Source organism: Eubacterium maltosivorans (assembly GCF_002441855.2).
GTDB lineage: Bacteria > Bacillota > Clostridia > Eubacteriales > Eubacteriaceae > Eubacterium > Eubacterium maltosivorans.
Map to the genome: position 1 here is coordinate 935,120 of NZ_CP029487.1, position 23,281 is coordinate 958,400.

The window sequence follows — 23,281 nt, forward strand, 5'->3', positions numbered from 1 at the left end:
AACGGGCGGTCACCCTTTTATCGCTACTTCCTGTAACGCGTATGGATATTACGGATATCACTTTTAATTTGGGCTACCAGATCGCCGAGATTATCAAATTTAATTTCACCACGCACTCTCTCCTTAAAAGTCAAGGTAACGTAATCACCGTAAATATTCTCATCAAAATCATAAATGTAGGTTTCAATACTATAGGGATGCTTTTCAAAAGTGGGATTAAACCCTAAATTAGTAAGCCCATCGTGTTCCTGGCCACGAACCCTTATCTTTGTATAGTAAACACCACTGCTGGGAAGAATGACTTTTTCTTTCATTTTCAAATTGGCAGTAGGAATATCAAAGGTATGCCCAAGACCTTTCCCTTTTACAATGGTCCCCTCAATGCTGTAATCCCGGCCTAAAAAGGTCGATACTTCATTTACTTTTCCCGTGCCGATGAGCTCCCGAATCAGGGTGCTGCTAACTGATTGTCCGTCGATAATACACGGCGGAATAACGGTCACCCCAAAGTTAAAACGCTTTCCAAACTCTGTGAGCATCTGGATATCCCCTTCGCCTTTAAAGCCAAAGCTATAGTTAAAACCGACCACAATATGAACAACATTATACTTTTGCAGCAAATAGTCCCGTATAAAAGCTTTTGGACTGTAGCACATCAGCTGATCATTAAAAGGATTCAAAAAAACATAATCAATTCCCAAGTCTTTCATAATCCGGACTTTTTCTTCATTCGTGGTAATAAGCCACGGTGAGTATGCTGGGAAAATATGGGTCAGCGGATGCTCTGCAAAGGTCATGACACCACTGGCACAATTCAGTTCTTTTGCTTTTTTGATGGTGGCATTAATAAGCTCCTGATGCCCCAAGTGCACACCATCAAAGAAGCCAAGAGCCAATACAATTTTTTCATTTGGATTAATTTCGGTATTCATGGTTATTCTCCCTAAAACATTTTAATTGGCTGAACATAGGGTTCCTCGCCAGCACAAAACCGGCCAATACCTACAAATTCTTCCTGGTCATAGAGACGCAGAATTTCACTGTCTTCAAAGTCCGCAAAATTTTCTACAGCATTCCACTGATACAAACGGTTGCCGCTCCTCAGAAAACGGCCGCCCCGTTCGTTGGCCGCTACCATTCTGAACTTTTCCAGCGCATACTCTGGCTCATGAAAAAAGCACTGGGCACGGCCGACCAGCATTAAATTTTTAAGCTGGGATAAGTGCAGTGCATTCTCTATTCTAAAATCCCCAACCCTTTTACGGTAAAGGTCTCCCATACAGGCTGCCGTCCCCAATTTTTTACCGATATCGCGGCAAAGAGAACGGATATATGTACCTTTAGAGCATTCTACAACAAAACGTGCCTTATAAGGCAGTTCACCCATCTCTATTGCTTCTATCCGGCTGATATGGATAGACCGCGGCGGTATTTCAACCTTCTCGCCCGCTCTTGCATAGTCATAAAGCTTACGCCCATTGATTTTTAAGGCTGAATAAATGGGCGGTACCTGCATACTGTCTCCCTCAAAAGATTTAAGTACTTTTAAAAATTCTTCTTTGGTGAAGTGTACCGGCTCCTCTGCGGTCACCGTCCCTGTGCAGTCACAGGTATCCGTTTCCTGACCGAACAAAATTTCCGCCTCATAAACCTTATCAAGATCATTTAAATATTCTACTGCTTTAGTGGCTTTACCCACACATAAAACAAGCACTCCCTGGGCATTAGGGTCCAGCGTCCCCGTATGTCCGATTTTTTTAGTGTGTAATATCTGCCGGGCCTTAAAAACAACATCGTGTGATGTCATTCCTTTTTCCTTATAAATATTGAGATAACCGTTTAGCTCACTCATATATCTTCTTCATGCTTCCTGTAGTACTCGATCACTTCGATCAGTTCTTTTTTCAGCGCTTTCAGGTCTCCTTTAAAGGTAAATCCCGCGGCGCGCATGTGGCCTCCGCCTCCGTATTTACGGGCAATCAATGAAACATCAATTTTAAATGGCGTCTTTGAGCGGAGTGAAACACGGTAAATACCGCATTCTACTTCTTTTACTGTCGCAGACAGCTGAACGCCGATAACATTCATACCAATATTGGCAACATCGTCCGTTATCTGGACAGGGCCCCCATATTTACAAATATCAGCATAGCTTAAAAAGATCCATGCCAGGGTATTGTCTTCATACAACTGTAACGAGTCTACCGCCTTGCCATACAGCTTCATTTGGGCATAATTTTTCTCGCTGTGAAGCCGTTTGGACAACACCGCGAAATTATCCCGCTTTTCATAAAGACGGCTTAAAATCTGATGGGTCTCGGCAGTAACATTGGCAAACTGAAAGCTGCCGGTGTCGGTAGAGATACCAGTAAAAACAGCCTCAACCATCTCAGGATCCAGTTCAACGCCCAGAGCATCTAAAATACGAAAGACCAGTTCAGCAGTAGCGGCAGTTATCTCTAAAAAATTAATGTCGCCATACCCCTGATTGGTGGCGTGATGGTCTATGACCATGGTCGTCCGCGCATCCACCATCGGGACTGGCTTAAACGCATATTCTATTGTTGAACAATCCAGAAAAGTTACAACGTCATATTCATCCCGAAGCTCATCTTCAAAATAGCGGCTTTCACTGAAAAACTGAAGCTTATCCTCTAAAGGCGTTTCGATGTAATAATCGACATTCTTCCCCAGGGCTTTAAGGCCTTTTCCAAAGGCAATAGCAGACCCGATGGCATCGCCATCGGGTTTATTATGCACGAGAATCAAAAAGCTCTGATTCTCTTTTATACAATCAAGAATCTCTGTCGGTACCTTCTTCATCCTCAGATGCTCCTTTATCTTTTTTTAGACTTGCTAAAATACTGTCGATATGCATGCCATATTCTACAGAATCATCTAATTTGAAAGTAAGCGCCGGAATGGAGTGAACCTTAAGCACTTTCCCAAGGTTTGCCCGCAAAAAGCCTTTTGCATTATCTAAGAGTCCCAGGACTTCTTCTTTTTCTTCGGGCGTTCCGAAAATACTGACATAAACCGTTGCAGTTTTGAGATCAGGCGCCGCCTTAACATTTGTAATACTAAGCGTATCACGATTAAAACGGCTGTCCTTCATTTTTTGTTGAATGATCAGACTCAGCTCACGTTGAATCTGACCATTAATTTTTTCTATACGATGTGATGCCATAATAGCACCCCCTTTATTTTACAGTTCTCTTGCCACGGCTTCCATGACAAAAGTTTCGATAACATCACCGATCTTGATATCATTGTATTTATCAATGCCGATACCACATTCGTACCCACTGGCAACCTCTTTGACATCATCCTTAAAACGTCTTAAGGACGCGATTTCGCCTTCAAACACGACGATACCATCGCGAATAATCCGAACCTCATCGTTTCTGGATATCTTACCATCCGTGACATAGGAACCGGCAATCATGCTGCCATTAGGTATCTTAAACACTTCTCGGACTTCGGCATTCCCGGTAACTTTTTCAACAAATTCCGGTGCCAGCATCCCTTCCATGGCTTTTTTGACATCTTCGATCGCATCGTAGATGACACGATATAAACGGATATCCACTTCTTCGGTTTCTGCCGCCGCCAGCGCATTTTTATCAGGACGCACGTTAAAGCCAATGATAATTGCATTGGAGGTAGACGCCAGCATAACGTCTGTCTCGTTAACCGCGCCAACTGCACCATGGATCACATTAATACGTACATCATCTGTGTTCAGTTTTTCAAGCGACTGCTTGATCGCTTCAATGGAACCCTGAACATCCGCCTTGATAATGATATTGATATCCTGAATCTGCCCTTCCTGAATCTTTGTAAACAGGTCATCCAGAGACAGGCGCATCTTAGCCTGACGGGCATCCTTTTCCATTTCACGGCGTTTTTCTGCCAGCTGTCGTGCTTCTTTTTCATTTTCGAGCACGATAAAGTCATCCCCTGCCACAGGAATATCCGACAAACCGGAAATTTCAACCGGAGTGGATGGACCAGCTTTTTTAATGCGCTTGCCCTTATCATCGATCATAGTACGAACTTTACCATAGGTCATACCTGAGATAATGGAGTCTCCCACGTGCAGTGTCCCCTGCTGTACCAGAAGACTGGCAGTTGCGCCCTTTCCTTTTTTAACCTGAGCCTCAATAACGCTTCCACGGGCTGCACGCTTAGGATCTGCTGTCAACTCGCCCATTTCGGAAACTAACAGTACCATTTCCAGCAGCGTATCGATATTTTCGCCTTTTTTGGCTGAAACCGGCACAGCGATAACATCACCGCCCCATTCTTCGACTACCAGATTATGCTCTGTTAATTCCTGTTTAACACGCTCAGGATTGGCGCCTTCTTTATCAATTTTGTTAATCGCAACAATGATCGGAACGCCGGCCGCCTTGGCATGGTTAATGGCTTCCACAGTCTGCGGCATGACGCCATCGTCAGCTGCTACCACCAGAATGGCGATATCGGTCATCTGCGCCCCTCTGGAACGCATGGCGGTAAAGGCCTCATGGCCTGGTGTATCGATAAAAGTGATGGATTCACCATTGATGGTAACCGTATATGCACCAATATGCTGAGTAATCCCGCCAGCTTCACCGGCTGTAACATTTGCTTTACGGATACGGTCTAAGAGGGAGGTCTTACCATGGTCAACGTGACCCATAACAGTAACAACCGGCGGACGCTTAACTTCGTTTCCGGTATCTTCTTCGTCGTATTCTTCCAGAATTTTGGTGACGACATCCTCCATTTTAACAGCTTTAACTTCATAGCCCAGCTCAGACGCCACAATTTCAGCGGTTTCATAATCAATCTGCTGATTAATGGTCGCCATGGTACCTGCCATCATTAAAATTTTAATAATTTCGGTCGCGCCAACATCCAGAATTTCTGCCAGCTCTCCAACGGTTACCAATTCAGGAATCTCAAAGACCTGATTCTTCATCTTTTCAGTCTTCTTCTCATCCTTCATCTTTTTGTAAACACTGCGGGCCGTTTTCCCTTTTTTGCTGTGATCTCTTACTTTAGCGGGCTGATTATTATTGTTATTATTTCTTTTCTGGTTTTTATTTTTGCGGTCTGGCTTGCTGTTATTGGGCACAGTCTGGCCTTTGGCATTATTGGGACGATTGTTATTATTGCTTCCGTTGTTTCCCTGTCCGCTGGTATTTCTCTTTTGCTGGTTCTGGCCGTTATTCCCATTTCTCTGGCCATCTGACGGACGGCGGTTCTGAGGTGCATTGTTGTCCCTTTGCTGAGGCTTTCTTTCCTGCTGCTGAGGCTTTCCCTGCTGAGGTTTGCGCTCTTGCTGCTGAGGCTTGGACTGCGGCTGCGCTTTAGGCTGGGACTTGTTGTCCTGCTTTGACTGCTGAGGCTTCTGGGCCTTTGCTTCCTGTTTCGGCGCTGCTGCTTTAGGTGCTGCTTTTGGCTGTTCCTTAGTATCTTCACCTTTTTTGTATTCTTTTCTGAAATCAGTTACCTGTTGTTCTGTTAACACACTCATGTGATTTTTTACGGGAATATTATGCTTATTTAAGATATCGACAAATTCCTTACTGGGAACGTCGTATTCGCTTGCTAATTGATAAACTCTTAACTTTGACATATAATTCCTCCCTTCAATTGTTTTTATTTGTTCATAGATCTCTCCATAGCTGTATTTTTCATCTGCCGTTATGGCCTATGACAGCTGTTCTTTTATTTTTTGACGCACTTCTTCGACGGTATCTTTGTCGATTGGCCGTTTAAAAGCTTTTTCAAGAATATTTTTACTCAGAAAAGCGTCCAGACATTTGGGGTCATCACAGATATAGGCACCCCGCCCGTTGGCTTTTCCCGTTGGATCATAGAATATTTCATTGTCTTTATTGCAGACAATACGCAATAGATTTTTCTTCTCAATTTTTGAATGACAAACCACGCAGGTTCTTACGGGCATTTTTTTCATTGCTTCCTCCTGCACACATTATAATATTATATCACAGAGATATGGGATAAATCTTTACTTATTCAAAAAAGTCATCCAAATCCTCTAATTCGTCCGTCATTACCAGATCGTCCAGTACATTATCGAGGCTTTCGGCATTATCTTCATCAATCTGAATGTCCAGTACCTCGTCCAATTCATTTTTCAGCTCATCCAGAATATCCTCTTCTTCTCCCACGTGTGTATAATCCGCGTCAAAGTCAGGGTTTTCTGCCAGCATACGCTCATAATCACTTTTGCTCTTGATATCAATTTTCCAGGATGCCAGCTTTGCCGCCAGCCGCACGTTTTGCCCCTCTTTGCCAATGGCCAGTGATAATTGAAAATCATCAACAACAGCAATAGCGGTTTTTTCGGTTTTATTCGGCAGAATCCGGTAAATCTTTGCAGGACTCAGGGCGTTAGACAGGTATTCACGTACATCATCGCTGTATTTAATAATATCAATCTTTTCACCGTTCAGCTCATTAATAATGTTCTGAACCCGGATTCCCTTTTGTCCAACACAGGCCCCAACCGGATCAACCGACGAATCATTGGCTTTAACGGCAATCTTGGTTCTCGAGCCTGCTTCTCTGGAAATAGACACAATGTCTACAATCCCATCATAAATTTCCGGCACTTCGGTCTCAAAAAGCCGCTTGACCAGACCCGGGTGTGTTCTCGACAATCTGAGCTGCGGCCCTTTAGTGGTCTTGCGTACCATGAGCAGATAAACCTTCAGACGCTGTCCTGGGTAGTATTTTTCTCCAGGAACCTGTTCCATTGGCGGCATACAGCCTTCACTGTTTCCAATATCTACAAATACATTGCCACGCTCAATACGGTTGATGATCCCGGTCATTACCTCATCCTGGCGTTCCAGGTATTCATTATAAACCATATTGCGTTCAGCTTCCTTTATTCGCTGAACAATGAGCTGCTTTGCATTCTGAGCTGCAATTCGTCCAAAATCTCTTGGGGTGATAACCTTACGGTAGACATCTCCAACTTCATAGGTCGGATCAATCTCACGCGCCTCTTCGAGGGATATCTGTGTTTCCAGATTTTCGACATCTTGGACAATATCGCGGGTTGCATAAACGGTAATTTCTCCCGTATCACGGTCGAGCTTTACATCCACATCCTGCACATTGCCATAATTTTTTTTGTAGGCGGATTCGATGGATACCTCAATGGCGTCGATCAGTTCCTCCTTGTCGATGTTCTTTTCTGCTTCTAAAGCATCAAGAGCTCTCATAAACTCTGCATTCATAATTATTCGCCTTCCTAAAATTCAATTTCCGGAGCAACCTTGGAAACAGCAGACATTTCCAGCTCCATCATTTCTTCAGAGTCAAGCTGTAGGGTCAGCGTTGCACCATTGTAACCTTTGAGGATACCGCTTAACTGTTTACTGCCATTCACCGGCGCATAGAAATTGACCACAATGCGTTTATCCATATTGCGGACAAAATCCTTCTCCTTTTTTAAGGGACGGTCAATTCCCGGAGACGAAACCTCCAACAGGTAGCTCTGCTCAATGGGGTCTTTTTCATCCATCAGGTCACTGAGCTTACGGCTGACCGCTTCGCAGTCATCCAGCCCAATGCCGTTCGGCCCATCTATGTAGGCAGTTAACACCCAGTCTTTTCCGGCCTTTTCAAAGGTAACATCAACGCACTCATAGCCCTCAGCTTCCACCACCGGTGCAATGAGTTCCTCCAGCATTGATTCCTTGGATTGTTTTTTCATATATTCTCCTAAATTTTAATAAGCTTCAGAAAACACACAAGAGTGGGTTTCCCCACTCTTGTGAAAGACTTATTTAGTTTCACAAATAAAACCAAGATGGTTTCAGTTGACAATCAAATCACTTCTGGCTAAACTGCCATGATCTCCGCTTCTTTTTCCTTCAGCACACCCTCGATGTTTTTCACTTCATCATCGGTTAGCTTCTGAATTTCCTTTTCGCCCTGGTGCAGCTCATCCTCACTGATCAGGCCTTCCTTTTCAGCGTCTTTCAGATCCTGTACGGCTTTACGGCGTATATTACGCATGGCAACCTTACATTCTTCACCATATTTCTTGGTTAATTTAACCAGCTCTTTACGGCGTTCTTCTGTCAGTTCCGGCACAATCAGACGAATGATTTTACCGTCATTCGATGGGTTAAAGCCCAGATCCGCAGTCAAAATAGCTTTTTCGATCGCAGAGATCGAGGTGCTGTCATAGGGCTGAATGGTGATCATACGCGCTTCAGGCACTGCCACGCTTGCCAGCTGGTTGATGGCTGTCGCCGCTCCATAATAATCAACCGTAACTTTATCAAGAATATGAGGGTTCGCACGGCCTGCTCTCAGACCTCCTAAACTCTCATTTAAGTTATTCAGGGCTTTCTGCATTTTATCATTGGCTCTGTCTTTAATTTCGTTTAACATTATTCTGCCTCCTCGATAATTGTTCCGATGGTTTCGCCGCGAACGGCTTTTAAAATATTTTCCGGCTGGTCCAAGCCGAAAACAAGGATTGGTATTTTATTATCCATACACAGGGTAATGGCTGTGGAATCCATAACCTTTAATCCCTGGTTAATAACGTCAATATAAGTCAGACGATCATATTTTTTAGCGTCTGGATTCACTTCCGGATCGGAGTCATAGACTGCGTCCACACTTTTGGCCAAAAGAATCATCTCTGCATCTACCTCGGCTGCTCGCAACGCCGCTGTAGTGTCTGTTGTAAAGAATGGATTGCCTGTTCCGGCTGCAAAAATAACCACGCGTTTTTTTTCCAGATGTCTGACTGCTTTGCGGCGTATATAAGGTTCAGCTACTTCTTTCATTTCGATGGCGGTCTGTACCCTTACCGGCACACCCATCTGTTCCAAAACATCCTGAAGTGCCAGCGCGTTGATAACAGTGGAAAGCATTCCCATATAATCGGCAGTCGATTTATCCATTCCCTCGCCAAAACGGCCTCTCCAGAAATTGCCGCCGCCTACAACAATCGCGATCTCAACATCCTGCTCAAAAACCTCTTTTACAGATTCACAGATACGCTGTACCGTCGGTGGATCAATGCCAAAGCCAACCTTACCAGACAGGGCTTCGCCGCTCAGCTTGATAATAATTCTTTTATATTTCGTCTCCATATAATCCCCCTTTTATTCTTAGTTTGATTATACCTCAGAAGCCCCTTTTTTTCAAGACAGGCTCAAGAATAACCCAAACTGTAAAAAAAGAACACTTTCGTGCTCTTTATCACAAATCTATTCAGGTACCGTTTGTATCGGCTTACCTTTATGCCAAAGAGCCGACACAATCATAAACTGTCTAATATACAGTCATAATGAACATTTATATTATAACTTAAAGCAGGCGCTTGCGTCAAGCTTCTTTCACAAGAAATTAGCAAAAACAGCTTCATCATTTATCAGCGCTGTTCTTTTTGAAAAATACTGTAACGAGATGAGAAAGGCCGTTTACCAATGGCCATCTTTTTTCCGTTATCATTCCTGACACATTTTGTTAAAATACGCTCTATGCCAAAGGCAATCACCAATACTGCCCCAAATAGCAGAAGCGCCCCGGTATTCAGAGCCATCTCCAATCCCAGCAGATGGCTGAATAAAAAGACTGCTCCAAAATAACCAGCCGCCATTGTGACCACAACAAACAAACGCAGCTTTGTAAAAGGCATGTTATTTTTTATGACAGCCTGCATACTGAGTAAGCCTGCCAGTAAATAAAGTATGGTTGTTTTCTCGACCATTCCGATTTGAACCACACCCAACACTGCTGCGAAGTTTATCAGCAAAAACGCCGCGATAATGGCCACTGCATTCGGCAGAGCTTTTCGCAAAGCTGATGGCAGAAACCGTTCTCTGATCCTCCGTCCATCTGCTTCAAAGGCTGTTACAAATGAAGGATAAGCTTCTATCGCTGCATCGATCAGTGTAATCTGGATCGGCAGAAAAGGAAACGCAATGTTAGTCAAAACGCAAATGAACGTCAAGACCACCGAATAAATCGTCTTGATAAAAAAAACCCCCGCGGCACGGGTAACATTATTCACCACACGCCGCCCCTCCAACAAAAGTCCTGGCAGCGCCGAAAAGTCTGATTCTAGCAAGACCACCTGTGCAGCCTGCCTGGCCGCATCGCTTCCATTTCCCATAGCAATGGAGCAGTCAGCCTCTTTCAAGGCCAAAAGGTCATTGACGCCGTCGCCCGTCATTGCGACAGAATGCCCTTCAGCTTTTAATGCCTGAACCAGTTTCTTTTTCTGCTGGGGCGTGGTTCTTCCAAACACCGTATATTTTTCTGCAATTTTTCTAAAATCTACATTTTCACCCACAGACATCATGTCAATCGCTTTGTCATAATTCTTTAGCCCGGCGTCCTTCGCAACCATGGATGCCGTTACTGGGTTGTCGCCGGATATTACTTTAACAGTGACGCCTTGTTTTCTAAAATAGTTTAAAATTTTTGGTGCGCTCTGGCGTATGCGGTCCCGAATAACGATCCCTGCTATGGGGGTCAGCTTTGTTTCAGATAAATTTGTCTGGCTTGTCATTGTACCCTTTGCAATACTCACGACAAGCACCCTCCTGCCTCTTTTTATTTCTGTCTTCAACGCATTGGGTATTTCACCCTGTAACACTTTTTCCGGTGCGCCGATAACCAGTGTATCTCCCTTTTCAAAAGTCATCGCAGCCCATTTTCGTTCAGAGGAAAATGCGACGCTTGAGTATACAGCATAAGTGCTGCTCTCTTTAAAATATGCTTTTAACGCCTGAAAGGTCGCATTATTATCAATACTGTGCTTCAAAAAAGAACCCATTAACGGCTCAAGTTTTACCTTTTTTGCAATGGTGTTTTCAAAAGGCAGTATCCTTTCTACCTCCATTTTCCCTTCCGTTAATGTGCCGGTTTTATCGAGGCATAGTACGTCTACATGGGACAATGTCTCTAAAGAAAACATATCCTGAATCAATATTTTATTTTTTGCCAGCTTAATGACGCCGCCGGCCAATGATACGCTGATCAATAGCACCAACCCTTTTGGCAGCATTCCTAACAGGCCAGCAGAAGTGGATACTACCGAAATGAAAAGCGGATCGCTCCTCAAAACAAATGCTTCCAGAAACAAGATCATCCCTAAAGGAATAATAAACAAACTGGTAATACGGGTTACCTTACGCATGGACTGCATGAGCTCAGAACTCTGTTCCTTTACCTGTTTGGCCTCCCGCGCTATTTTAAACGCATAATTATCTCCTCCAACGTGAGTGACCTTCGCCAGGCACCGGCCGCTGACCAGGCTGCTGCCAGACAGCAGATCATCGCCGTTTCTCTTTCCAACAGCGTCCGCCTCACCTGTCAGGAGTGCCTCATTTACCTCGGCGTCGCCAGAGAGCACTATCCCGTCACAGCAAATCTGCTGACCTGCGCTCAAAACCATAACATCCTCTTGAACAACCTCATCAGTCGCAATCGTCTTTTCTTTTCCGTCGCGCAGCACAGTAACAGAAGGAACCGATAGAAGCGATAGTTTTTCGACGGTTTTCTTAGCCTTGATCTCCTGTGCAATACCAATGATCATGTTTAAAATAATGATCCCAATAAACACCATATTGCTGTAAGCACCCACACAGAAAAGCGCAATAGCAATCAATAAATTCATAAGATTAAACAAGGTGAAAACATTCCGCCTGATGATCTCACCCGTTGTTTTTGTCATGACGCTTTGGGCCAGATTCTGCTTGCCCTCCTGCACACGCTGTGTTACCTCTTTTTCAGAAAGCCCATTTATAAGATTTTTTTCAGTCATTGACAGCCTCCATTATTTTGCTGTCCTTATTGTAACGAGACTTTCTAACCTGCTTATAAAGAAATTATTAAAAGTTTATTAACAATTTGCATCCTTATACACACACTTAAATATATAAAAGGCGCCTTTTCATTTACTGTCTTTACTTAAACAAATTAAAACACTTAGTATTCTGTGTAACATAGCCGAAGTTTTGATTCCATCTTTTACACAAATTTTTTGTTGTGTACTACACAAAAACATATGCACCTTCATGCCAATTTATGCAGGTTTATGCGATGTCTAAAAAAACTGTTTTAAAAGAAAAAACCGTCCAAAAACAGTACTGTTCTTTACTATCATAAGTAAAACAGTGTTTTTGGGCGGTTTGCCATATCTATATTTAGTTCAAATAAATACTAAAGGTTTTTGTGAACAGATATCTTCTTTATTTCATCTGCGCAGCTACTTCTTCTGCAAAGTTTTCCTGTTTCTTTTCAATGCCTTCGCCTAACTGGAAGCGGGCAAAGCGTCTGATTTTTACATTTTCACCGATTGCCATGATTTGTTCTTTCACAAGATCTTCAATGGTGATATCTGGGTTTTTAACAAAAGGCTGTTCTAGCAGGCAGATTTCCTTGTAAAATTTACCGATACGGCCTTCAACCATTTTGTCGACAATTTTTTCGGGTTTGCCTTCATTTAATGCCTGATGTTTCAGGATTTCTTTTTCATGCTCAACTTCTGCTTCCGGCACTTCTTCTTTAGAAACATAGGTTGGGTTAGCAGCCGCAATATGCATTGCAACGTCTTTAGCAAAAGCTTTGAAGCCATCGGTTTTAGCAACGAAATCTGTTTCACAGTTGATTTCTACTAAAACACCGATCTTACCACCCATATGGATGTAAGATTCTACAACACCTTCAGCAGCTACACGGCCAGCTTTTTTGGTGGTAGCAGCTAAGCCCTGTTCTCTTAAGTATTCCATTGCTTTTTGGATGTCACCATCGGTTGCAACCAAAGCTTTTTTGCAGTCCATCATGCCTGCGCCGCTTTTTTCTCTTAATTCTTTAACTAATTTAGCGTCCAAGTCTGTATCCTCCTCTAATCAAATGTCAAGCTGCTTATTCAGCAGTTACTTCTACTACTTCTTCCACAACTACGTCGCCGGAAGCATCTTCAGCTACAACAGTTTCTTCTACGACAGCTTCTTCAAACTGTTCGCCCTGTTTTCCTTCAATAATAGCATCTGCTAATACACCAAGGATTAAAGCAACGGCACGGATTGCATCGTCGTTTCCAGGAATAACGTAGTCAATTTCGTCCGGGTCACAGTTGGTATCGACAATACTAACAATCGGAATACCCAGTTTATGTGCTTCTGCAATGGCAATTCTTTCTTTCTTGCTGTCGATAACGATCATTGCGCCAGGCATTTCTTTCATGTCTTCAATGCCGCCTAAGAATTTCTGCAGTTTTTCACGTTCTCTTTTTAATTTGATAACTTCTTTTTTCGGTAACAGTTCAAAAGTTCCGTCTTCTTCCATCGCTTTTAATTCTTTTAAGCGTTCGATACGTTTGCTGATGGTGGTGAAATTTGTTAAGGTACCACCTAACCAACGATGGTTAACACAGAAGCTCCCACTTCTTTTGGCTTCCTTTTCGATGCTGGTCTGAGCCTGTTTTTTGGTGCCGACAAATAAAATGCTTTCGCCGTTTGCTGCTACTTCTTTAACGAAGTTACAGGCGACATCGATTTTTTTCACTGTCTGCTGTAAGTCAATGATGTAAATACCGTTTCTTTCAGTGAAAATGTAAGGGGCCATTTTAGGGTTCCATCTTCTGGTCTGGTGACCAAAGTGTACACCCGCTTCTAATAATTGTTTCATTGTTACTGCTGCCATAATAATTCCTCCTTAGGTTTTTCCTCCATTTTTCTCTCCGGATTCGGCCACCTGCTCTGCAGGCACCTGCCGCTCCTCAAAAAATGTGTGTAATAACAACATACTGCCCTATAATAACATAATTACAGGGCAGTAGCAAGTACTTTTCTTAAATTTTTTAAAGCAAAAATCTGGAATAGCTGCGTTCACGCTCTGTCGGTTTAAAAACAGAGTTGACGTATTCTTTGTTAACCACAAAGGTGTCCGCATCATAGTCAGACGCATAGAAGGATACCTCTTCCAACAGCTTTTCAAGAACTGTATGCAGCCGTCTGGCGCCAATATTTTCCTGTTCCTCATTCTGGGCAAAAGCAATCTGCGCCAATGTTTCGATGGCATCGTCCTCAAAAACCAGATTGACATCCTCCGTTTTCAGGAGCTCCTGATATTGGCGGATGGCAGAGTTTTCAGGCTGGGTAAGAATCTGTTTGAAGTCTTCCTCTGTCAGGCTGTCCAGCTCAACGGTGATTGGGAAACGTCCCTGAAGCTCGGGAATCATATCGGATATTTTAGCCACATGAAAAGCGCCTGCGCCGATAAACAGAATAAAGTCGGTTTTCACCGGACCATATTTGGTGGTGATGGTACTGCCCTCAACGATTGGCAGAATATCCCGCTGCACACCCTCGCGTGAGACATCCGGGCCGTTATTGTTGCCGTTCCCGATGATTTTATCAATTTCATCAATAAAAATAATCCCGTTCTGCTCTGCTTCGCGCAGGCCGATTTCCTTGACCTCATCCATGTCGATCATTTTTTGAGCTTCCTGATTTGTGAAAATCTTGCGGGCGTCCTTGACCTTGACATGACGTTTTTTCTTCTTGGACGGCAGAAAGTCACCGAGAATGTCATTGATGTTAATGCTCATATCATCATTCATCCCTGCCATGACGCCAATGGTTTTGGAGCCGTCATCCTCCACCTCGATCTCGATAACCTCGTCCTCCATCCTGCCGTCAGCCAAATCCTGGGCGATGGCTTCACGTTTAATCTGGAGATTTTTTTCTTTTTCAGCTTTTTCCGCTTCCTTAGCCGGATCTGGTGTTTCTGGCTGAGCCGGCTGTTTATTACTCTTCATAAAAATATCGAAGGGCGTCTTGATGGTTTCTTTTTTCTTTTTCATGGGTACCAGGATATCCAGGATCAGTTTATTCGCCCGTTCTTCAGCCTGCTCATAAACTTCCTTCATTTTTTCCTGCTGTACCTTACGGATGGAGGTGGTCACCAGGTCGCGCACCATGGATTCCACATCGCGTCCGACATATCCCACTTCCGTGAATTTAGTGGCCTCTACCTTAATAAAGGGAGCAGACACCAGCTTGGCGATCCTTCTTGCAATCTCGGTCTTCCCTACACCGGTGGGTCCCATCATAATAATGTTCTTTGGTGTAAACTCATCCCGCATTTCCTCTGACAGAAGGCTTCTGCGGTAACGGTTTCTCAGGGCTACAGCCACAGCCTTTTTTGCCGGTTCCTGGCCGATAATATAGCGGTTTAGCTCTTCGACAATTTTTTTAGGCGTTAAATCTTTCATTTCCATAAATTTTACCTCAAATTTACTCTAATTCTTCGACACGGATATTATCATTCGTGTATACACAGATTTCAGATGCGATCTTAAGGGATTCGCGGGCGATTTCCTTTGCGCTTAAATTCGAATAGCGTTTTAAAGCTCTGGCAGCAGAAAGTGCATAGTTTCCGCCAGAACCAATGGCGGCGATGTCGTCGTCCGGTTCAATGACCTCGCCGCTGCCGGAAAGCACCAGCGTTTCATTTTTATCCATCACGATTAGCAGGGCTTCCAACTTTCGTAACGCCTTATCCTGACGCCAGTCCTTAGCCAGTTCAACCGCTGCGCGCTGCAGGTTCCCGTTGTACTGTTCAATTTTGTGTTCAAAGCGTTCACACAGTGTAAAAGCATCGGCCACTGATCCTGCAAAACCAACCAGTACCTGATCATTATAAATTTTTCTGACTTTCTTGGCCGTTGCCTTCATAATGGTCGTTTCACCCATTGTCACCTGGCCGTCACCGGCAATGGCAACCTCGCCATTGTGTCTTACACCAACGATTGTTGTTGCATGAAACATTTCTTTATTCCTCATTTCATTATATATTTAATCTAATAGGTCATTTTAGCAATGAATACTTAAATCTGTATATAAATGACGACCGCCCGAAACGGACGGTCATCAGTCGTATGCGTATCTTCTATTGCTGATCCGGCGATTTTTCAAAACCACATTTGGCGCAGTAAATCTTTTTACGTTTACCCAGACCTTTTTGGAACATCGTCTGTCCGCATTCAGGACATTTTTCGGGTACCGGCATATCCCAGCTCATATATTCGCAGTTTGGATAATTGGAGCAGGAATAAAAGGTACGGCCCTTTTTAGAGGTACGCTTAACAAGGTCTCCGCCGCATTCAGGACAGATACCGCCAGTTTTTTCAAAGTAAGGCTTTGTATTTTTACATTCGGGAAAACCGGGACAGGCTAAAAACTTACCGTATTTCCCTTTTTTAATGACCATTCTTCGGCCGCAGAGCTCGCAAACCTCATCGGATTCGGGGTCTGCGATAGTAACCGCTGCCGCTGCCTCCTGAGCATGGTCCAGCTCTTTCTTAAACCCACCGTAAAAGTTTTCCAGAAGCTTTACCCAGTCCGTTTCGCCATCTGCTACCTTATCCAGCTTCTCTTCCATTTCTGCGGTAAAGGTCAGATTGACAATATCCTCAAAATATTCCTTCATAAGGTGCGTAACGGTGATCCCCAGCTCTGTTGGCACAAAGTGCTTTTCCACCACCTCGACATAATCTCGATTTTTAATGGTGGCAATGGTCGGCGCATAGGTGCTTGGACGGCCAATCCCTTTTTCTTCAAGAATTTTTACCAGAGAGGCTTCTGTGTAGCGTGCCGGCGGCTTCGTGAATTTCTGTTCTTTATTGATTTTAACAAGGTTGAGCTCCTCGTTGTCCTCGAACTCGGGCAGGCGGTTTGCCTCTTCCTTCTCTGCTGAGCTGGCTGTGCGGTATACGGCTGTAAAGCCTTTGAATTTCATGATCTCACCCTTTGTTTTAAAGAGCAGATTCGCGCAGGCTACATCCACATCTGTTACGTAATACTCGGCATCTGCCATCTGGCTGGCAACCATACGATCCCAGATAAGCTTGTACAGCTTATACTGATCCTTCTCAAGGGAATCGCGCACTTCCTCGGGCAGGTTAAAAACCGATGATGGACGAATCCCTTCGTGGGCATCCTGGACATTTTTTTTCTTCACAGTCTTTTTCGCAGAGCTCTGCTGATAATCCGGGCCATAGTTGGCTTCGATAAAATCTTTTGCTTCTGCGATGGCTTCATCCGCCAAACGCGTGGAGTCGGTACGGATATAAGAAATCAAACCGACAAGGCCTTTGCCCGCGACCTCAACCCCTTCGTAAAGCTGCTGGGCAATGCGCATGGTGCGCTGTGTTGTAAAGCCCAAAACCTTGTATGCCTCCTGCTGCAGAGTACTGGTGGTAAAAGGCAGCGGCGGCTTCTGTTTGCGCACACGCTTTTTAACTCCGGCAACCGTAATGGGGTTATGCAGCACAACCTGCTCCAGACGTGCCGCCTCTTCGGCATTCTTGATGGTTTTCTTTTTTCCATCTTCAGAATAGAAACGGGATAAAAAGATATTTTTATCCTCATTTTTTTTAAGCTCCAGGTCAAGTCCCCAGTACTCTTCGGGGACAAAAGCAGCAATTTCCTCTTCCCTGTCCACAATAATACGGGTGACAACCGACTGGACACGGCCACCGCTAAGTCCTTTTTTAACCTTTTTCCACAAAAACGGGCTCAAAGAATAGCCGACAAGCCGGTCAAGTATTCTTCTTGCCTGCTGGGAATCTACCAGATCCATGTCCACCGCGCGCTTGTTTTCAATGGCGGCGTTCACTGCTCTCTTGGTAATTTCATGAAACTCGATCCGGCATTTGGTATCCAGGTCAATGCCCAAAAAGTTGGCCACATGCCATGAAATCGCCTCGCCCTCGCGGTCGGGGTCAGTTGCCAGCAGGATATTATCTGCCTTGTTGGCTTCCTTCTTAATTTTTTTCAGCAGCTCACCTTTTCCTCTGATTTTAATATAGTCAGGTTTAAAGTGGTCTTCGATATCAATCCCGATACGGCTTTTGGGCAGGTCGATGACATGGCCCATGGTTGCCTGCACCTCGTAGCCCTTAGGCAGATATTTTTTTATCGTCTTAGCTTTTGCGGGTGATTCAACAATGACGAGATTTTTTGCCATTGTATTCCTCCTTCAATATATATTTTACCTTTATAACTTGTTTTTATTATGTATGATAAAAGTCAAACAAGCTTCATTATAACAAAGGAATCTTTTTTTTTCAAATTTTGAATACAGAAATCCATAAGATTTCTCTCTAAAGAATATATACCTTTCCATATTCTACTTTAACACGGTCGTCAAGCTCCAGCATGGAAAGGGTACTGTTGACTGCCTGAATCTCCATTCCAGACATTGTCACCAGCTCATCCACTGTCGTGTAGCCTTCGGCAACATAGTTTAATATTTTTTTCTGTTCCGGGTCCTCTATTCCCTCAGCGGCTCGCTCGAGACTGATGGGATTATGAAAATTTTCAATATCCTGAGGCAGCATGTCAACATAGTCCTCCAGTACATCCTCTGGCTCTGTAACGACCTTTGCGCCTTCCTTGATGAGCTGGTTGCTACCAACACTCTGATAACGGGTGATATCACCAGGGACAGCATAAACGTTTTTTCCCTGCTCCAGTGCAAAGTCGGCTGTGATCAGAGCACCGCTCTTTTCCCTGGCCTCTACCACTAACAGGCCATCGCACAGACCACTGATGATCCTGTTTCTTCTCGGAAAATGAAATTTCAATGGTTGCTCATCCATAAAAAATTCTGTGAGGATGAGCCCGCTGTGGGCGATCTTTTTGTACAGTGGCTTATGCTTCTCAGGATAGCACACATTGATACCTGTGCCCATGACAGCAATGGTCGATCCGACCCGCCCACAGCTGCCCAAATGGCTCTCACCATCTACACCCTCTGCCATTCCGCTGACAATGGTGATCCCCATATCGGAAAAGGTTTCGGCCAGCTTGCGGGCTTGCTTAAGGCCCGTTGGCGACGCTTTTCGAGAACCTACAATCCCCAAATACATAGGACGATCCAGCAAATCAAGGCTTCCCTTGGCAAACAAGCCGACCGGCGGGTCATAAATATTTTTCAGCCTTGCCGGATAAAGACTGTTTTCTATGGTTATAAGGTCAATTCCATGGCGCTCCATAAAGCCCCTGGCCTTTGTGGCAAGATACAGGTGCTGCTGGCTTCGGATATACCTGCAGTCCTTTTCCCGAACTGCGCCAGAGGCCATAAGGCTTTTCTCATCAGCAAGATATATTTTTTCAGGCGTCTCAAAATATTTTAACAGCTTTAGCTTGCGCTGATTCCCAAGCTCGGTCAACGACATCAACCATATCCAGAATAAGTCCCTTTCCATATCAATTCCCCTTTTAAAAAATATGATACTTTATCATAACACATATTTTAACACTAATGTTGTGTATTTTTAACTTTCTTCTTAAAACACCATCTTTTTCATATCTATTTCTTTTTATTACATGTCTTTCTTTTTTTGCAGGCCGCTTCTTTAGTCCCTTCGACTATGGTATAATATAAAAAAGCAATCGCACAGAAAAGAGATACTATATGAATGACCGTGGGTTAAAATCAAGAGTATGGCGGCCTATTCTTGCAGCGTCGCTGCTGATATTTATAATCGTCATTATCGCTTATGTCTACACATCCTATCTGGACCATTTTTTAGAGTCGGAGACGCAAACCACCTTAAAAGAACTGTCCCAGCAGTCCGCTACGACCATCCAAAACCGGTTGAGGGGCGACTTTAATACGCTTGACGCCATTGCCACCTATATCGGCAACGCTTCACCGGATAATATTCTGGGTACTCTTCCTGTTTTAGATCAGGAGAATAACCGCAATTCTTTTAAGCGCATGGGAATCATCACACCCGATGGTGTCGCCCATACCACCGATGGCTATGACGAGGATTTTTCTGACCGGGACTATTTTTATAAGGCCTTAGGGGGCAAAACTGTTGTTTCCGGTATTCTGACTGATAAATTTGGCGGAGAACCCATCACTGTCTACGCAGCGCCAATCCGTTCAAACGACAAGATTTTGGGCGTACTCTTCGCGACCAATGCGATCAGTCAATACAGCAAAGTCCTTTCTGTAACGAGCTTTAACGGCAAGGGCTATTCCTATATCATAAACGATAACGGGGACATCATCATCCGTTCCAATCATCCCGGCAGTAATCAGAATATTGAAAATATCACAGAACTCAGCTACTCAAATGATAAAACGCGCAGTCAGGTAATAAAGGCTCTGGAGGCCCGTGAAACCTGTGTTGGGGAATACCATTATAATGGAGAGCTTTACTACTTCAGCATTGCCCCGGTGGATACAAACAACTGGAATGTACTAATTGTAGCACCCAAAAGCGTCGTTTCAGAAAAATCCAGTCAGATTATTCAATCCACCCTTCTAACCTGGGGTATTATTCTGTTTTTCTTTACTGCCCTGATCGTGTACATTGAAATCCACCAGCGAAAAAGCCGCCGTGAGCTGAAGCGCATGGCCTATACAGATGATATTACAGGCTTTTCTAATTTCAACAAATTTGTCCTTGACAGTGAACACTGGTTAGGCGGAAAGAAAGAGCTTCAATACGCAATTGTCAGCTTCGACATTGATAAATTCAAGGCTATAAATGATCTTTATGGTTTTCAAAGCGGCAATCAGCTTCTGGCCGCCATGTCTGAAACCATCGCCAGCTTTCTGGATGACAAAGAAACTTTTTGCCGTGTCGCCTCTGATGATTTTGCACTTCTGCTTCATTATAAAACCATAGGGGACTTATCCGGCCGATTGGAGGCTTTAAGAGGACATCTGGCCTGCCTGGATTTTGACATTCCCTTTACTTTATCCTTTGGCATTTATCTGGTTCAGGAGGACCATCTCACGGTTAACCATATGTATGACCGGGCAGACATGGCCCGCAAATCCATTAAAGGCGCCAACGGGAATGGTATTGCTTACTTTGACACCGTCATGCGTAATCAAATTCTCCGGGAAAGAAAAATCGAAAATCAGATGGATGAGGCACTGGCTTCAAACCAGTTTAAAGTCTATCTTCAGCCAAAGTACTCCCTTAAAACCTTACAGCCGGTTGGCGCTGAGGCGCTTGTCCGCTGGCTCCACCCGGAAAAGGGGCTTATACCTCCCGCGGAGTTTATTCCGCTCTTTGAAAAAAACAATTTTGTCATTAAGCTGGACTTCTTTATGTTTGAATCCATCTGTAAACAGCAGCGCATGTGGATGGATCAGGGGCTGTCACCGCTGCTGATTTCGGTTAATTTTTCCAGAAAGCATTTGAGTCATTCGGATTTTGCCGAGAACCTTATGGCTGTTGTAAAAAAGTATGACGTGCCGCCTGACTGTTTGGAGCTTGAGGTAACTGAAAGTGCGGTTTTTGACAATATCGATGTGCTCGCTTCTGTCTTTAAGGCACTCAATGATTTTGGGGTTAAAATCTCGATTGATGACTTTGGAACGGGATACTCCTCATTGAATCTGCTAAAGGAGCTGCCCGTAGATGTCTTGAAAATGGATAAGGAATTTTTTAACGAGACGACCTTATCGCGCAGAGGCGAAAAGGTGGTGGAAAGCGTTATCCAAATGGCGCATTCGCTAGATATTAAAGTGGTAGCTGAGGGTGTCGAGACACAGGACCAGATCGACTTTTTGAAAAAGATCGGCTGTGATATTATTCAGGGCTACTACTTCGCAAAAGCAATGCCTGTCGAAGATTTTGCCTGTCTGGTTTACAGTGTGCAATAAAAAAGGTGAGCGTCCAATACGGTTCTGGACACTCACCTTTTTTTAATTATCCCTCGGGGCTAAAGCTACGGTACTGTACTGCCTCTGATAGATGGGCAGTGTTTATATTCACAGCGCCCTCCAAATCCGCAATGGTCCTTGCCAGCTTGAGAATACGGTGATAACCTCTGGCACTGAGGTTCATTTTCTTATAGATTTTTTCCATGAGCTGCTTTTCACGCGATCCGAGCTTACAATACTTTTCAATGGACCTCGGTGACAGCTGAGCATTAAAATAAAGGCCTTTTTCTTTCGCGTAGCGCCTGTTCTGAACAGCGCGCGCTGCGTTTACCCGGACCTTGATGTCTGCAGAGCATTCACCCTTTGGCGCTGTTTCAAGCGCATCAAAGTCCATGGCTGGCACTTCAATTTTTATATCAATTCTATCTAAAAGAGGGCCGGATATTTTTCCGGCATAGCGGTGTATCTCACTGGTACTGCAGTGGCATTCATGGGTTGGATCGCCGTAATAGCCACAAGGACAGGGGTTCATGCTGGCGATCATCATAAAAGAAGCCGGATAGGTCAGCGAAGCGTTGACCCTCGAAATGGTTACCTGCTGGTCTTCAATGGGCTGTCTCAAGACCTCCAGTGCGCTTTTTTTAAACTCTGGCAGTTCATCCAGGAACAATACGCCAAGGTGCGCCAGAGATACTTCACCCGGCTTAGGGATTCGTCCCCCGCCAATCAGAGATATATTTGAAATGGTGTGGTGCGGCGATCGGAAAGGTCTTTCGGTCATTACCTGGGCATCACGCAGAAGACCCGCCACTGAATAAATTTTTGTTACCTCCAGGGCTTCCTCCACAGTCATATCTGGCAGGATTGACGGAAACGCCTTTGCCATCATGGATTTTCCTGCTCCAGGCGGCCCGCTCAGCAAAAGATTATGGGCTCCTGCAGCGGCAATTTCAAAGGCTCTTTTGGCATGTTCCTGTCCCCGTATTTCTGAAAAATCCGTCTCGCAGCTATGCGTACGCGCCTTTTTGAACAGAGCGTCAATGTCCACCTCACAGGGCACCTTACAGCATTCGCCGGACAGGTGCGCTGCCGCCTCTGTAACATTATCCACCGGAAAAATTTCAATTCCATCAACCACAGCCGCCTCGTACCGATTGGCCGAAGGAATCATAATCCTTTTAAAACCATGATCTCTGGCGGCCAGAACCATTGGCAGAATGCCATTAACCGGCTTGATCTCACCGCTCAGAGAGAGCTCTCCCAGGATTACATAGCTTTCAATGTCAACGGGCGCCAGCTGCTCCGAAGCCATCAGCAGCCCAAGGGCTATTGGCAGATCATAGGCCGGGCCTTCCTTTTTAAGGTCTGCCGGTGCCAGATTGATGGTGATCTTTTTCATAGGGTAGCTGTAGCCGCTGTTCTTCAGGGCGGAGTATACCCTCTCCTTAGACTCCTTAACGCCTGCATCCGGAAGGCCCACCAGCACATAGGAGGGCAGGCCGTTTAATACATCAATCTCTACTGTAACGATCTGGCCTTCAATCCCTAAAAGACTGCAGCTGTAAATCTGGGAAAGCAT

Annotated in this window: 19 protein-coding genes; 1 reads left to right on the forward strand and 18 read right to left on the reverse strand. The window is 44.4% G+C overall.

The window, feature by feature from the left end; translation table 11 throughout:
• Positions 1-23 precede the first annotated feature (23 nt).
• From CPZ25_RS04685 to dprA, 17 genes are all read right to left on the reverse strand, one after another.
• On the reverse strand, positions 24-932 hold the full coding sequence (locus CPZ25_RS04685; RefSeq protein WP_096919690.1) for a bifunctional riboflavin kinase/FAD synthetase: 909 nt from the start codon (positions 930-932) through the stop codon (positions 24-26).
• Between the two features lie 11 nt (positions 933-943).
• The gene (truB, locus tag CPZ25_RS04690; RefSeq protein WP_096919689.1) at positions 944-1,852 is read right to left on the reverse strand and encodes a tRNA pseudouridine(55) synthase TruB; all 909 of its coding nucleotides are present in this window, start codon (positions 1,850-1,852) and stop codon (positions 944-946) included.
• Positions 1,849-2,823 carry a DHH family phosphoesterase gene (locus tag CPZ25_RS04695; protein ID WP_058694276.1) on the reverse strand — a complete coding sequence of 325 codons (975 nt, stop codon included), beginning with the start codon at positions 2,821-2,823 and terminating at the stop codon, positions 1,849-1,851. The genes truB and CPZ25_RS04695 overlap by 4 nt, the downstream gene beginning before the upstream one ends.
• A complete protein-coding gene (gene rbfA / locus CPZ25_RS04700) occupies positions 2,795-3,187 on the reverse strand; it encodes a 30S ribosome-binding factor RbfA (protein ID WP_058694275.1) in 393 nt (130 codons plus the stop codon). Before rbfA ends, CPZ25_RS04695 begins: the two co-directional genes overlap by 29 nt.
• An 18-nt stretch (positions 3,188-3,205) precedes the next feature.
• On the reverse strand, positions 3,206-5,626 hold the full coding sequence (gene infB / locus CPZ25_RS04705) for a translation initiation factor IF-2 (RefSeq protein ID WP_096919688.1): 2,421 nt from the start codon (positions 5,624-5,626) through the stop codon (positions 3,206-3,208).
• 75 nt (positions 5,627-5,701) lie between these two features.
• Complete coding sequence (gene rnpM / locus CPZ25_RS04710; protein ID WP_038351432.1) at positions 5,702-5,968, reverse strand: RNase P modulator RnpM; 267 nt, start codon at positions 5,966-5,968, stop codon at positions 5,702-5,704.
• A gap of 58 nt (positions 5,969-6,026) precedes the next feature.
• A complete protein-coding gene (gene nusA / locus CPZ25_RS04715) occupies positions 6,027-7,262 on the reverse strand; it encodes a transcription termination factor NusA (protein WP_058694273.1) in 1,236 nt (411 codons plus the stop codon).
• A 14-nt stretch (positions 7,263-7,276) separates the two neighbouring features.
• Positions 7,277-7,741: a ribosome maturation factor RimP gene (locus tag CPZ25_RS04720; protein WP_058694272.1), complete on the reverse strand. Its 465-nt coding sequence runs from the start codon at positions 7,739-7,741 to the stop codon at positions 7,277-7,279.
• A 128-nt stretch (positions 7,742-7,869) separates the two neighbouring features.
• Positions 7,870-8,427 carry a ribosome recycling factor gene (frr, locus tag CPZ25_RS04725; protein WP_013380784.1) on the reverse strand — a complete coding sequence of 186 codons (558 nt, stop codon included), beginning with the start codon at positions 8,425-8,427 and terminating at the stop codon, positions 7,870-7,872.
• Positions 8,427-9,140, reverse strand: coding sequence for a UMP kinase (gene pyrH, locus CPZ25_RS04730; protein ID WP_013380785.1), 714 nt, complete (start codon positions 9,138-9,140; stop codon positions 8,427-8,429). The genes frr and pyrH overlap by 1 nt, the downstream gene beginning before the upstream one ends.
• A 281-nt stretch (positions 9,141-9,421) precedes the next feature.
• Positions 9,422-11,821 carry an HAD-IC family P-type ATPase gene (locus CPZ25_RS04735; protein WP_096919687.1) on the reverse strand — a complete coding sequence of 800 codons (2,400 nt, stop codon included), beginning with the start codon at positions 11,819-11,821 and terminating at the stop codon, positions 9,422-9,424.
• A 427-nt stretch (positions 11,822-12,248) separates the two neighbouring features.
• Entirely contained in the window at positions 12,249-12,890 is a 642-nt protein-coding gene (tsf, locus tag CPZ25_RS04740; protein ID WP_074617316.1) for a translation elongation factor Ts, read from the reverse strand.
• 34 nt (positions 12,891-12,924) lie between these two features.
• A complete protein-coding gene (rpsB, locus tag CPZ25_RS04745) occupies positions 12,925-13,704 on the reverse strand; it encodes a 30S ribosomal protein S2 (RefSeq protein ID WP_013380801.1) in 780 nt (259 codons plus the stop codon).
• A 157-nt stretch (positions 13,705-13,861) separates the two neighbouring features.
• Positions 13,862-15,277 carry an ATP-dependent protease ATPase subunit HslU gene (hslU, locus tag CPZ25_RS04750; protein WP_207670854.1) on the reverse strand — a complete coding sequence of 472 codons (1,416 nt, stop codon included), beginning with the start codon at positions 15,275-15,277 and terminating at the stop codon, positions 13,862-13,864.
• A gap of 22 nt (positions 15,278-15,299) precedes the next feature.
• On the reverse strand, positions 15,300-15,833 hold the full coding sequence (gene hslV / locus CPZ25_RS04755) for an ATP-dependent protease subunit HslV (protein ID WP_341473489.1): 534 nt from the start codon (positions 15,831-15,833) through the stop codon (positions 15,300-15,302).
• A 121-nt stretch (positions 15,834-15,954) separates the two neighbouring features.
• Complete coding sequence (topA, locus tag CPZ25_RS04760) at positions 15,955-18,033, reverse strand: type I DNA topoisomerase (protein ID WP_058694268.1); 2,079 nt, start codon at positions 18,031-18,033, stop codon at positions 15,955-15,957.
• A 136-nt stretch (positions 18,034-18,169) separates the two neighbouring features.
• On the reverse strand, positions 18,170-19,276 hold the full coding sequence (dprA, locus tag CPZ25_RS04765) for a DNA-processing protein DprA (protein ID WP_096919684.1): 1,107 nt from the start codon (positions 19,274-19,276) through the stop codon (positions 18,170-18,172).
• A 209-nt stretch (positions 19,277-19,485) separates the two neighbouring features.
• Between dprA and CPZ25_RS04770 the strand changes: the two genes are divergently transcribed.
• Complete coding sequence (locus tag CPZ25_RS04770) at positions 19,486-21,702, forward strand: bifunctional diguanylate cyclase/phosphodiesterase (RefSeq protein ID WP_096919683.1); 2,217 nt, start codon at positions 19,486-19,488, stop codon at positions 21,700-21,702.
• Positions 21,703-21,748: 46 nt separating this feature from the next.
• Here CPZ25_RS04770 and CPZ25_RS04775 read toward each other — a convergent pair whose 3' ends face one another.
• Positions 21,749-23,281 (reverse strand): YifB family Mg chelatase-like AAA ATPase, encoded by a 1,533-nt coding sequence (locus CPZ25_RS04775; RefSeq protein WP_096919682.1) that lies wholly within the window; start codon positions 23,279-23,281, stop codon positions 21,749-21,751.

Coding starts and splice junctions, on each gene's coding strand:
- infB (WP_096919688.1), bottom strand. CDS start 5,626: ATGTCAAAGTTAAGAGTTTATCAATTAGCAAGCGAATACGACGTTCCC.
- rpsB (WP_013380801.1), bottom strand. CDS start 13,704: ATGGCAGCAGTAACAATGAAACAATTATTAGAAGCGGGTGTACACTTT.
- nusA (WP_058694273.1), bottom strand. CDS start 7,262: ATGAATGCAGAGTTTATGAGAGCTCTTGATGCTTTAGAAGCAGAAAAG.
- topA (WP_058694268.1), bottom strand. CDS start 18,033: ATGGCAAAAAATCTCGTCATTGTTGAATCACCCGCAAAAGCTAAGACG.
- rnpM (WP_038351432.1), bottom strand. CDS start 5,968: ATGAAAAAAATGCCCGTAAGAACCTGCGTGGTTTGTCATTCAAAAATT.
- CPZ25_RS04735 (WP_096919687.1), bottom strand. CDS start 11,821: ATGACTGAAAAAAATCTTATAAATGGGCTTTCTGAAAAAGAGGTAACA.
- CPZ25_RS04720 (WP_058694272.1), bottom strand. CDS start 7,741: ATGAAAAAACAATCCAAGGAATCAATGCTGGAGGAACTCATTGCACCG.
- CPZ25_RS04775 (WP_096919682.1), bottom strand. CDS start 23,281: ATGCTTTCCCAGATTTACAGCTGCAGTCTTTTAGGGATTGAAGGCCAG.
- hslU (WP_207670854.1), bottom strand. CDS start 15,277: ATGAAAGATTTAACGCCTAAAAAAATTGTCGAAGAGCTAAACCGCTAT.
- CPZ25_RS04685 (WP_096919690.1), bottom strand. CDS start 932: ATGAATACCGAAATTAATCCAAATGAAAAAATTGTATTGGCTCTTGGC.
- CPZ25_RS04695 (WP_058694276.1), bottom strand. CDS start 2,823: ATGAAGAAGGTACCGACAGAGATTCTTGATTGTATAAAAGAGAATCAG.
- hslV (WP_341473489.1), bottom strand. CDS start 15,833: ATGTTTCATGCAACAACAATCGTTGGTGTAAGACACAATGGCGAGGTT.
- dprA (WP_096919684.1), bottom strand. CDS start 19,276: ATGGAAAGGGACTTATTCTGGATATGGTTGATGTCGTTGACCGAGCTT.
- pyrH (WP_013380785.1), bottom strand. CDS start 9,140: ATGGAGACGAAATATAAAAGAATTATTATCAAGCTGAGCGGCGAAGCC.
- frr (WP_013380784.1), bottom strand. CDS start 8,427: ATGTTAAACGAAATTAAAGACAGAGCCAATGATAAAATGCAGAAAGCC.
- rbfA (WP_058694275.1), bottom strand. CDS start 3,187: ATGGCATCACATCGTATAGAAAAAATTAATGGTCAGATTCAACGTGAG.
- truB (WP_096919689.1), bottom strand. CDS start 1,852: ATGAGTGAGCTAAACGGTTATCTCAATATTTATAAGGAAAAAGGAATG.
- CPZ25_RS04770 (WP_096919683.1), top strand. CDS start 19,486: ATGAATGACCGTGGGTTAAAATCAAGAGTATGGCGGCCTATTCTTGCA.